6 protein-coding genes and 1 pseudogene are annotated in these 12059 nt (G+C 56.9%); 2 read left to right on the top strand and 5 right to left on the bottom strand.

All coding sequences use genetic code 11. From position 1 onward, the window contains the following. Positions 1-368: 368 nt before the first annotated feature. Both AU511_RS01480 and AU511_RS01475 read right to left on the bottom strand, forming a co-directional pair. Entirely contained in the window at positions 369-1217 is an 849-nt protein-coding gene (locus tag AU511_RS01480) for an alpha/beta hydrolase (RefSeq protein ID WP_094108546.1), read from the bottom strand. Positions 1218-1321: 104 nt separating this feature from the next. Next, on the bottom strand, positions 1322-3682 hold the full coding sequence (locus tag AU511_RS01475) for a TonB-dependent siderophore receptor (RefSeq protein ID WP_094108545.1): 2361 nt from the start codon (positions 3680-3682) through the stop codon (positions 1322-1324). 288 nt (positions 3683-3970) lie between these two features. Between AU511_RS01475 and AU511_RS01470 the strand changes: the two genes are divergently transcribed. Both AU511_RS01470 and AU511_RS17165 read left to right on the top strand, forming a co-directional pair. Continuing rightward, on the top strand, positions 3971-4954 hold the full coding sequence (locus tag AU511_RS01470) for a helix-turn-helix transcriptional regulator (RefSeq protein ID WP_094108544.1): 984 nt from the start codon (positions 3971-3973) through the stop codon (positions 4952-4954). 237 nt (positions 4955-5191) lie between these two features. After that, a complete protein-coding gene (locus tag AU511_RS17165) occupies positions 5192-5419 on the top strand; it encodes an MmgE/PrpD family protein (protein ID WP_139829349.1) in 228 nt (75 codons plus the stop codon). Between the two features lie 318 nt (positions 5420-5737). Here the strand turns inward: AU511_RS17165 and lpdA are convergent, their stop codons facing one another. The 3 genes and pseudogenes from lpdA to aceE all read right to left on the bottom strand — a co-directional run bounded on the left by lpdA (position 5738) and on the right by aceE (position 11937). Continuing rightward, positions 5738-7162: a dihydrolipoyl dehydrogenase gene (lpdA, locus tag AU511_RS01465; RefSeq protein WP_094108543.1), complete on the bottom strand. Its 1425-nt coding sequence runs from the start codon at positions 7160-7162 to the stop codon at positions 5738-5740. A 223-nt stretch (positions 7163-7385) separates the two neighbouring features. Continuing rightward, positions 7386-9259: pseudogene (gene aceF / locus AU511_RS01460) on the bottom strand (pyruvate dehydrogenase complex dihydrolipoyllysine-residue acetyltransferase). A 14-nt stretch (positions 9260-9273) separates the two neighbouring features. Further along, on the bottom strand, positions 9274-11937 hold the full coding sequence (gene aceE / locus AU511_RS01455; RefSeq protein ID WP_094108542.1) for a pyruvate dehydrogenase (acetyl-transferring), homodimeric type: 2664 nt from the start codon (positions 11935-11937) through the stop codon (positions 9274-9276). Positions 11938-12059 lie beyond the last annotated feature (122 nt).

Genomic DNA, 12059 nt, shown 5'->3' with positions numbered 1-12059 from the left:
ATTATCTTCTTCGTTATACCCGCGCACGTTGTGCCCATGGTTATCCTCATGCCTGGAGATCGGCGTGTGGAAGCAAGATTTCGCGTGCCCGGCTCAGCGTCGTCAGCCTATTTGGGTTTGTTCACTCACGGGTTATTTCGTTCACATAATAGCAACATTTGGCGCATTTAACCGCGATCGCGGTGGAATTATCGTAGTTTGATCGCTCACGCTTTCACGTCAGCAGAATAACATGGGTGTGCAGAAATGCACCATCCGCTCACGAAAAGGATAAGCATGATTCGTTTTATATCAATGATTTATATAAAACCCCTGCCGTTGCGCCCCTGTAAACTGCCCGCGGGCGGCACGGGGCGAACGGCAATGGGTCAGGATGGCTGGAAATGGTGGCGTAAGGCGGTATGCACCGCCAAAAATGGAACGGACTGGTGCGACTGTCCGGGATAGGTTTGCAGGAAGACGTCCACCTCCGGCGCGCGATTTTTCAACACCATCGCCAGTTCGCGTATGCCGTCGACCATTCTGCGCCGCCGACGATGCTCAAGCAACAGCTCCCGTTGCCCGGAGGGTAATTCCCTCTCCCATGGCTCCAGTGACTGCTCATATTCGCCGACGCTCAACATCAGACTCACCGGCGAGACGGTGGGGTTTTGCAGATTAAGCGAGGCCGCCTGACGCAATATGTACTCGCCATTCCACCAGACCGACGGACTACAGGCGTAATAATGCTGAAAGCTTTCGCGCGCCCAGAACAGCGTATCCAGGGAAAACAATCCCCCGTAGGAGTGGCCGAACAGCGCTTCGCGTTGCAGATCGATGGGGTAGCGGGCCGCAATCATCGGCTTTAACTCAGCAATGAGAAAGCGGCGAAATCCGGCTGCATCGCCCTCCATCCCGGCCGGATAGTAGCCGCCTTGGGGATTAGGCTCCAGCACGCGGTCCACCACCGCAGGACGGTAGTCCCTATCGCGGCGCGAGGTGCCGACATAATCGATGCCGACCACAATCCCCGGCGTAATACCGCAGCGAGGACGGCTAAGCGACGCCATCACGGACGCCGCCATGGAGAAATATTTGGCGCCATCCAGCAGGTAAATCACCGGCCACCCCTCATCCGGGGGCACCGCCCCGCCGTCGGGGCTCCACGTCATTACGCGATAATGGCCACGCGCCGCAGACTCAACGATATCGTCCCTGGTATTGAGCAATTGATACACCCTGCCTCCTGTGTAACCGACGTCGCGCCCGAACGGGATCCTTCCCATCAGGCGGCGACCTTGTTGCAGAGCGGATTGGGTACGCCATTCCCGCTCGCAACACCTTAGAAACTGGTGTTAATCCCCATAAAGAAGGTTCTGCCCGGCTCATTGAACGTGGCCGCGCCGGCGCCGGTAATGGTGACGACATTGGTGGTCAGGTTCCTCACTGACTGCGCGTTGCCCGCACGGAACTGACGCTTGTCGAACAAGTTATCCACACCTGCGGTCAGGCTCACATTCTTATTGAACTTGTAAGTCCCGCTCAGGCCGACGACCGAATACGGGCTGACCTGCGTCAGCTCGGAGCCGCTGACCGCCTCGCCTTTATAGTTATATTTCTTCGGCTTTTGACGCCCATACCAGGTTAAATTAGCCAGTAACGACAGCTTGTCGGTCGCCTGCCAGCTCACTGATGAATTTAGCGTATATTGCGGCGTGATGGAGAGGTAATCCCCGGTGGTTTTATTTTCCGAGCGCAACATCCACGTCAGGTTGTTGTTCCAAATGACCGTATCCGACACCGGAATATTCAGCGAGCCTTCCAACCCTTCCACCACCGCCTTGGGTACGTTTTCCCACTGGAAAATGTAGGTGCTGCCATTGGTGCTCATCCCCATTGGGGACATACCCGATTCAATCTTGTTGCGATAGTCATTGCGGAAATAAGTCAGCCCCGCCTGATAGCCGTCACGATGAAACTCCAGCCCGATTTCTTTGTTGATGCTGGTTTCCGCCTTTAAGGCGTCGTTCCCCAACAGATAGCAGCCGTTGGTCCCGCTGACGTAGCAACCTTGTCCGCGGCTATACAGCAGATAGTTCGGGTTGAGCTGGTAAAGGTTTGGCGCTTTGTACGCGCGGGCGATGCCCAATTTCAGCGTGAAGTCGTCGCCTAGCTCCTGCGAGAGATTAAGGCCGGGACTCCAGTTGCCGCCCGCGATGCTGTGGTGATCGAACCGCAGCGCCGGCGTTAACATGGTGCTGGGCGTCAGCTCGATATTATCTTCCGCAAATACGGAGGCGATACGCGCCGACATCTTGCCGCTGCGCGGACCAACGGCATAACCGTCAATCGTGCCGCCCGACAGCGCCTGCGACGTCGACGTCGGGTCTTTCATTTTTTGTCCCGACCACTCGACGCCCACCGTGGCGGTTTGGCTGAACAGCACGTCAAACGGAATATTGACCTCGTTGTGGGCGGTCACCGTATCCAGCTTGGTCGTGCCATAGTCATTGGCGCTGGAGAAAATGCCCTCCGTGCCGCCCGCCAGTCCTTCCGTGATACGGGTGTTTTGGGTACGTTCGTACTGCAGATAAGACATAGTGCTGATGCCGCTATCCCAGTAACCCCGGTGAGTCACCGCATAGTTCTGGCGGTACATCCGGTTAGTCTCTTTGCCGTAATTGTCGACCACATAGCTGTTGCTGTTGGTATTTTGCGTATCGCCGGAGTAGATATTGCCCTGACGGCTCGATCCCACTTCGAACTCCAGCGACTGCTGTGCGGTAATGTCCCAGCGCAGCGCACCGTTGATGTCCTTGTTACGGACCCCTTCACGTCCGGCGGGCAGCGAACTGGCGTAGGCGCCGGTTCTCTCCGACTGGTGACCCTGGTTGATGCCCCAGGCGTCGGCCTGAGTTTTATTGAAATTACCGTAGAGACGCAGGCTGAGGTTATCAGTCAGACCGCCCATCAGACTAAAGTCGGTACGCTTGGTCGCCCCTTCCGCTTTATGCACGGGCATATTCATATAAGCGTTCCAGGTACCGTGCCACTCTTTCGTCGGCTGTTTGGTGATGATATTCACCACCCCGCCCGCCGCGCCGTTGCCATAGCGGGCCGCGGCCGGACCGCGCAGCACGTCGATCCGTTCGACCATGTCCGCAGGCACCCAGTTGGTGTCGCCGCGGGTATCGCGCTCTCCACGCCAACCGTAGCGCACCGCGTTACGGCTCGATATGGGCTTGCCGTCCACCAAAATCAACGTGTTTTCCGGCCCCATGCCGCGAATATCAATCTGCCGGTTGTTGCCGCGTTGACCGCTGGTCGAGTTTCCTGACAGATTCACCCCTGGCATGGTACGGATAAGCTCCGACACATCATTCGCCGGCGGCCTTTTACTGATATCTTCCGCCGTAATGGTGGAAACACCTGGCGCCTGACGAGTCTGCTCTGCGGCAGTCACAATCATCGTATCCGCATTCTCCGCGCTTTGGCCCTGATCCCTGGTGTTGGCGGCTGAAGTCTCGGTGGATATCGGGGCTTTCGTCGTCGCGATCGGTTCCCTGGTGTTGATCGCGTTCGCCCCTGCGGCGGTGATTGTGTTCAACGTTTCGGCTGTCTCAGCCCATGTCAGGCCGGACAAGGTGGAGCAAGCCAACCCTATCAGCGTCGCCAGATAGTGGCGGGTTGGGTGTTTGGTCATGTAAATCGCCCTATATCTTTATCATTGGGAAAGACGGCTGCTGCTGACAGACGGGGACATTCCCTTCCATCATCTTACGCAATGGAAAGCAACGAACCGCGCGAAACGAAATGACCTGCGCGAAAAATGAACCGTCAGTAAGAAAGCATCACTGATAATCGTTTGCGTTACCCTTTTGGCACGATCATTGTTACATTTGTTTTCTAACGCGAGGTTTGTGCAAACGGCAAAATGTTTTGCGAAAACATCGAAATGGCAACGGATAGCCAGACAAAAGGAAAGGAAAACATGGACAATAAAGTACCAGAGTCGAAAAATATATTTAAAAATCATATTGTTCAAAGTTCGAGATTGATTACCAGAGATTATCGCTTTCTGACGCCGGCCGGTATAGACAATACGCCGCTGCTGTTTGGCGAATTTAACGTCACTCAACTTAACCGCGATTTGATCCTCCACACTGCGGATGTGGTAAATCTGACCAATATGAAGACCCAGACGCTCCTGAACGGCGCGCTCAAGCTGGCGATTGTCGTCAACGGCATCGCGCATGTGACCTACGGCGAGCAAATGCTGCATCTGGGCAACGTACAGCCCGCTTCGCTTATTTCGCTCACCGAACCCACGCGTTTCAGTCGCCTCGGCAAACGTGACGAGCATGAGCGCACGGTATCGCTAACCTTCAGCCAGGAGTGGCTTTACGGAAATTTGCTCGACAGCGTCAGCGATTGGCAGGCCATCTACGACTTCTCGCAAACCCATCTCGCCACTCATCTCTGGATGCCGTCCCGGCAGGCGCAGGCCATCGCGTTGCAGATCCTCAATTCCCCCAGCTGCAACACCCCGCTGCAGCGGCTCTATCTGGAGAGTCAGTGCATGTTGCTGATTATTGAGGCCCTGAGTTCGCTGACCGCTAAAAGTCAGGCGAAGCACCGAGACGGCATCGACCTGCGCAACCATCACCGTATTCAGCAAGTTCGCGACATGCTGGAAAGCGGGGAAGCAGACCAGCTCTCGATGGACGAAATCGCCAAGTGCGTCAACATGAGCGCCAGCACGCTTCAACGCCATTTCCGCCACACCTTTAACATCACCGTCTTCGAATACCTGCGCACCTGTCGACTGCGGCGCGCCATGCTAGCGCTGCAACGCGACGGCATGGCGATTTCTCAGGCGGCCAGCCTCGCCGGGTACAACAGTTCGGCCAACTTCACCACCGCGCTGCGCCGCACTTTCGGCGTCACGCCGGGGCAAATCAAAGAGCGTTTTTAGCCATACGCCATCGGCATATAGCATCGCTACCTGGCTTATGGCGCGTGGTTATACGACGACATCCCGTCGCCACGGCAGATCAAAAGCCCTTTTTCCTCTCGGTGTCTGGCTGCCTATGATCCTTATCTCTGCAGACACCCCCCCTGCATTAGCTGAACTCAACACCACCAGTACGCCGCGCGTCGAGGAGCGATCGATTTCGTTGCCTTGGGGCTGCCCGTCTCGGAAGACGCGGTAATGGATAAGGGACTGGTTGACGTGAAACAGGTCTTACGCAATAACGACAGACTGTCGCACAGCCTGAGGCTCGGCTACGCCGGACATGCGTTGGACTTCGATGACGTTCCCCCCGCCTTGCGCGACCATCCCAGCACGGTGATCCTGCCCGCGCTTACGCGCGGGCGGCGGAAATCCCCACTGCGACGGAGAAAGATTTTCTCACGGCGTATGTCATCAGCGTCGTGATGACAGGGGGAAAACAGTGTGGCCAGCGGCCCCCGACTCTATGCGCAGGGATACCACAATACGGCGACGCTGAGAACGATTGCGGCAGCCGCTGCCGCATCTGGACTGCGATAAAGTGCTCGCCCACTGTCGGTTGCAACAGCCAGGTAACCCGCGAACGCTATTGACGCTGCTGCTGAGTTAGCGCCTACGGACAGACGTTCCCCTTCCGTCATCGATCGTCACACGAAAAAAAATCCGGCGGCGGCTGCCCCGGATTTTTTGAACCTGTCATGATACGCAAGCGCTTATTTGCGCCTGCGTACACTCGCCTTCAGCTTATTTTTTCTTTGCTTTCGGGTTCGGCAGGTCGGTGATGCTGCCTTCGTACACTTCCGCCGCCAGCCCGATAGATTCGTGCAGCGTCGGGTGCGCATGGATCGTCAGCGCGATATCTTCCGCGTCGCAGCCCATTTCGATGGCCAGACCGATTTCGCCCAGCAGTTCGCCGCCGTTGGTCCCGACGATCGCCCCACCAATGATGCGATGGCTCTCTTTCTCGAAGATCAGCTTAGTCATGCCGTCCGCGCAGTCGGAAGCGATAGCGCGGCCTGACGCCGCCCAAGGGAAGATCGCTGTTTCGTAGCTGATGCCCTTCTCTTTCGCTTCTTTCTCGGTCAGACCGACCCACGCCACTTCCGGTTCGGTATAGGCAATGGACGGGATCACTTTCGGATCGAAGTAGTGTTTCTTGCCGGCGATGACTTCTGCAGCCACGTGACCTTCGTGCACGCCTTTGTGCGCCAGCATCGGCTGACCGACGACATCGCCGATAGCGTAGATGTGCGGCACGTTGGTGCGCATTTGTTTATCGACGTGGATAAAGCCGCGATCGTCAACTTCAATGCCAGCCTGACCGGCATCCAAAAATTTGCCGTTCGGCACGCGGCCGATAGCGACCAGTACTGCGTCATAGCACTGCGGTTCTGCCGGCGCGTTTTTACCTTCCATCGTGACGTAGATGCCGTCTTCTTTGGCTTCTACCGCCGTCACTTTAGTTTCCAGCATCAGGCCGAACTTGTTGCTGATGCGCTTGGTGAAGGTCTTCACGACGTCTTTATCAGCGGCCGGGATCACCTGATCGAACATTTCGACGACGTCGATCTTGGAACCCAGCGCGTGGTAGACGGTCCCCATTTCCAGACCGATGATACCGCCGCCCATGATCAGCATGCGTTCCGGTACGGTTTTCAGCTCCAGCGCATCGGTGGAGTCCCATACACGCGGATCTTCATGCGGAATAAACGGAAGCTGGATCGGACGGGAGCCCGCAGCAATGATCGCGTTATCGAAGTTGATGGTGGTATTGCCGCCTTCGCCTTCAACGACCAGCGTGTTCGCGCCGGTGAATTTACCCAGACCGTTGACCACTTTAACTTTACGGCCTTTCGCCATGCCTGCCAGACCGCCGGTCAGCTGGTTGATGACTTTTTCTTTCCAGGAACGAATCTTGTCGATGTCGGTCTGAGGTTCGCCGAACACGATACCGTGCGTGGCAAGGGCCTTAGCTTCTTCGATGACTTTTGCAACGTGCAGTAAAGCTTTGGAAGGGATACATCCGACGTTGAGGCAAACCCCGCCCAACGTGGAATAGCGTTCTACCAGTACGGTGTCCAGACCTAAGTCCGCGCAACGGAACGCCGCAGAATAACCTGCAGGGCCCGCGCCAAGCACCACCACCTGGGCTTTAATTTCAGTACTCATCATGACCTCTTGTTTTGTTTGTCCGGCGGTCAGACGTGGTTGTTATGGATCAGTACGTCCGTCATCCACCGGGACGCCCCACACTGACATTGAGTTTACAGAGTTGTTAACGCTCTGCAAGGCGAGCCAGGGGGATCTGCGTCTCAAACATGCCACGGCGAGCAGCCTGCCGCCGCGGCGTCGACGTTAGCCAAAAGACCGGCCCGCAGGCCGGCCCCGGCGATTACATCACCAGACGACGGATATCAGACATCACATTGTTGATGAAGCTGATGAAACGCGCGCCGTCCGCACCGTCGATAACACGGTGGTCGAATGACAGAGACAGTGGCAGCATCAGGCGCGGCGCGAACTCTTTGCCGTTCCATACCGGCTTGGTGGCCGATTTGGAGACGCCGAGGATAGCCACTTCCGGTGCGTTGACGATCGGCGTGAACGCCGTAGTGCCAAGGCCGCCCAGGCTGGAAATGGTGAAGCATCCCCCCTGCATGTCGGAAGCCGTCAGCTTACCGGCGCGGGCTTTTTGGAGATCTCCATCAGCTCGCGAGACAGTTCAACGATGCCTTTCTTGTTCACATCGCGGAATACCGGAACCACCAGACCGTTCGGCGTATCAACCGCAACGCCGACGTTGATGTATTTTTTCAGCGTCAGGCGCTGACCATCTTCAGACAGCGAGCTGTTGAAACGTGGGAACTCTTCCAGCGCTTTCGCGACGGCTTTCATGATGAACACGACAGGCGTGATCTTCACGTCCAGTTTCTTCTTCTCGGCTTCCACGTTCTGCTGTTTGCGGAACGCTTCGACTTCGGTGATATCCGCTTCGTCAAACTGCGTCACGTGCGGGATCATCACCCAGTTGCGATGCAGGTTGGCGCCGGAGATCTTCTGAATACGACCCAGTTCCACTTCTTCGACTTCGCCGAATTTGCTGAAGTCGACCTTCGGCCAAGGCAGCAGACCCGGCAGAGAACCGCCCGCCGCACCCGCCGCCGGAGCGGATTCTGCGCGTTTGACCGCGTCTTTTACGTAAGCCTGTACGTCTTCGCGCAGGATACGGCCTTTGCGACCGGTTCCTTTCACCTTCGCCAGATTGACGCCGAACTCGCGCGCAAGACGACGGATGACCGGGGTCGCGTGCACGTAAGCGTCATTCTCAGCAAACTCGCCCTTCGCGCTGGAGCTGGCCGCGGCCGGCGCAGCTTTAGCTGGAGCAGGCGCGGCGCTCGCTTCGGTTTTCGCTGCCGGTGCCGCAGCCGGGGCTGCGCCTTCGACTTCAAACACCATGATCAGGGAGCCGGTTTTCACCTTGTCGCCCGTGGCGATCTTGATCTCTTTAACCGTGCCCGCGAACGGCGCCGGCACCTCCATGGAAGCCTTGTCGCCTTCCACGGTGATCAGAGACTGCTCTGCCGTGACGTTGTCGCCGACGCTGACCATCACTTCGGTGACTTCCACTTCGTCGCCGCCGATATCCGGCACGTTGACGTCTTTCGCGGCAGAACCGGTGCTAGCTGCGGCCGGAGCGGCAGCCGGCTGGCTGGCCTGTGCGGCTGGCGCGGCGCCTGCCACTTCAAACACCATGATCAGGGAGCCGGTTTTCACTTTGTCGCCCGTGGCGATCTTGATCTCTTTCACCACGCCCGCGAACGGTGCCGGGACTTCCATAGAGGCTTTGTCGCCTTCAACGGTGATCAAAGACTGCTCTGCTTCAACGCTGTCGCCGACATTCACCATCACTTCGGTGACTTCGACTTCGTCGCCGCCGATGTCCGGCACGTCGACGTCTTTCACCGCGCTGGCCGCAGCCGGAGCCGCGGGTGCCGCTTCCGGCTGTGCGGCTGCCGGCGCTTCCGCCGCGCTGTCTGCCGAATCAAATACCATGATCAGAGAACCGGTGGAGACTTTGTCGCCGACGGCAATCTTGATTTCTTTCACCACGCCCGCCTGAGGGGAAGGCACTTCCATGGAGGCCTTATCGCCTTCCACCGTAATCAGCGACTGTTCAGCTTCAACAGTGTCGCCGACGTTCACCATCACTTCGGTGACTTCAACTTCGTCCGAACCGATATCCGGAACATTGATTTCGATAGCCATGTAATCTTGCCCTCTTATGCCAGACGCGGGTTAACTTTATCAGGGTCGATGTTGAATTTCTTAATGGCTTCAGCCACAACAGACGCTTCAACTTCGCCGCGTTTAGCCAGTTCGCCCAGTGCGGCAACCACCACGTAAGACGCATCCACTTCGAAGTGGTGACGCAGGTTCTCACGGCTGTCGGAGCGACCGAAGCCGTCCGTACCCAGAACGCGGTAGTCGCTGGCCGGGATGTAAGTACGTACCTGCTCGGCGAACAGCTTCATGTAGTCGGTAGACGCGACGGCAGGCGCTTCGCTCATCACCTGAGCGATGTACGGTACGCGCGGCGTTTCGGCCGGGTGCAACATGTTCCAACGTTCGCAGTCCTGACCGTCGCGCGCCAGTTCGGTGAAGGAGGTCACGCTGTAGACGTCGGAGCCGATACCGTAGTCCTGGGATAGGATCACTGCGGCTTCGCGGACGTGGCGCAGAATCGAGCCGGAGCCCAACAGCTGTACCTTGCCTTTGCTGCCTTCCACCGTTTCCAGCTTGTAGATACCTTTGCGGATGCCTTCTTCGGCGCCCTGCGGCATCGCCGGCATGTGGTAGTTTTCGTTCAGCGTCGTAATGTAATAATAAACGTTCTCCTGCGCTTCGCCGTACATACGGTGCAGACCGTCATGCATGATGACAGCGACTTCGTAGGCGAAAGCCGGATCGTAGGAGATACAGTTCGGGATAGTCAGAGACTGAATGTGGCTGTGGCCGTCTTCATGCTGCAAACCTTCGCCGTTCAGCGTCGTACGACCAGAGGTGCCCCCAATCAGGAAGCCGCGCGCCTGCTGGTCGCCCGCAGCCCAGCACAAGTCGCCGATACGCTGGAACCCGAACATGGAGTAGTAGATGTAGAACGGGATCATCGGCAGATCGTTGGTGCTGTATGACGTTGCCGCCGCCAGCCAGGACGCGCCCGCGCCCAGTTCGTTGATCCCTTCCTGCAGAATCTGACCTTTCTCGTCTTCTTTGTAGTACGCCACCTGCTCGCGGTCCTGCGGCGTGTACTGCTGACCGTTCGGGCTGTAAATACCAATCTGACGGAACAGACCTTCCATACCGAAAGTACGCGCTTCATCCGCGATAATCGGCACCAAGCGATCTTTGATCGACTTGTTCTTCAGCATCACGTTCAAGGCACGAACGAAAGCGATGGTGGTGGAAATCTCTTTGTTTTGCTCTTCCAGCAAGGGACCAAAGTCTTCCAGCGTCGGCAGATCCAGAGAACCGCTGAAGTTAGGCTGACGAGACGGCACATAGCCTTCCAGCGCCTGACGACGTTCGTGCAGGTATTTGTACTCTTCGGAATCTTTATCAAAGCTCAGCAGAGGCAGTTTTTCCAGCTCTTCGTCTTTGACCGGCACGTTGAAACGATCGCGGAAGTAGCGAACGCCTTCCATGTTGATCTTCTTGACCTGGTGAGCGATGTTTTTGCCTTCCGCCGCATCACCCATCCCGTAACCCTTGATGGTATGCGCCAGAATGACGATCGGTTTGCCTTTGGTGTCCTGCGCTTTTTTCAGTGCGGCATAGACTTTCTTCGGATCGTGGCCGCCACGGTTCAGCGCCCAGATTTCATCGTCGGTCCAGTCTTTGACCAGCTCCGCGGTTTCCGGATATTTACCGAAGAAATGCTCACGCACGTAGGCGCCGTTTTTCGATTTGAAGGTCTGGTAGTCGCCATCCACGGTTTCGTTCATCAACTGAATCAACTTACCGCTGGTGTCTTTACGCAGCAGCTCGTCCCAGCGCCCGCCCCAGATAACCTTGATCACTTCCCAGCCAGCGCCGCCAAACACGCCTTCCAGCTCGTTGATGATCTTACCGTTACCGGTAACCGGTCCGTCCAGACGCTGCAGGTTGCAGTTGATGACGAAGACCAGGTTGTCCAGTTTTTCACGGGTCGCGATGGTGATGGCGCCTTTGGATTCCGGCTCATCCATCTCCCCGTCGCCCAGGAAGGCGTAGACGGTCTGTTTAGAGGTATCTTTCAGACCACGGTGTTCCAGGTATTTCAGGAACTTAGCCTGGTAGATCGCACCGATCGGGCCCAGCCCCATGGAAACGGTCGGGAACTGCCAGAATTCAGGCATCAGTTTCGGGTGCGGATAAGAAGACAGACCATGGCCGTGTACTTCCTGACGGAAGTTGTTCATCTGCTCTTCAGTGAGGCGACCTTCGACAAATGCGCGGGCGTAAACGCCCGGGGAGATGTGTCCCTGGAAGTAAACCAGGTCGCCGCCGTCCTGCGCGTTGCGTGCGCGGAAGAAGTGGTTGAAGCACACTTCATAGAAGGTGGCGGAGGACTGGTAGGACGCCATGTGGCCGCCCAGTTCCAAATCTTTCTTAGAAGCGCGCAGTACGGTCATAACCGCATTCCAACGGATCGTTGAACGAATACGGCGCTCCAGATCAAGGTTGCCCGGATAGGCAGGTTCGTCTTCAACGGCGATGCTGTTGATGTAACTGCTGCTTGCGCTGCCGGCAGCGGTTTTCACGCCGCCTTTACGTGCTTCGCCCAGAACCTGATCAATCAGGAACTGCGCGCGCTCAACACCTTCTTCACGGATAACCGATTCGATCGCCTGCAGCCAGTCACGCGTTTCGATCGGATCCACGTCATTATTCAAACGTTCTGACATGGTCTATTCCTTATCTGTTTCTAATTCAGTTGATTTGTCTGGAGCCTGTCTTCATACACTCTGCGCCCATAGGGTTAAAAGCGCAGGAAGACAGGCTCATCGTCTCGTATTTCGCAAACGGC

This window comes from Lonsdalea iberica, from assembly GCF_002111585.1.
Taxonomy (GTDB): domain Bacteria; phylum Pseudomonadota; class Gammaproteobacteria; order Enterobacterales; family Enterobacteriaceae; genus Lonsdalea; species Lonsdalea iberica.
Note: the sequence above shows the minus strand (reverse complement) of the source record. Positions and strands in the feature narration are given on the sequence as shown.

Coding starts and splice junctions, on each gene's coding strand:
- AU511_RS17165 (WP_139829349.1), top strand. CDS start 5,192: ATGGATAAGGGACTGGTTGACGTGAAACAGGTCTTACGCAATAACGAC.
- AU511_RS01470 (WP_094108544.1), top strand. CDS start 3,971: ATGGACAATAAAGTACCAGAGTCGAAAAATATATTTAAAAATCATATT.
- lpdA (WP_094108543.1), bottom strand. CDS start 7,162: ATGAGTACTGAAATTAAAGCCCAGGTGGTGGTGCTTGGCGCGGGCCCT.
- AU511_RS01475 (WP_094108545.1), bottom strand. CDS start 3,682: ATGACCAAACACCCAACCCGCCACTATCTGGCGACGCTGATAGGGTTG.
- aceE (WP_094108542.1), bottom strand. CDS start 11,937: ATGTCAGAACGTTTGAATAATGACGTGGATCCGATCGAAACGCGTGAC.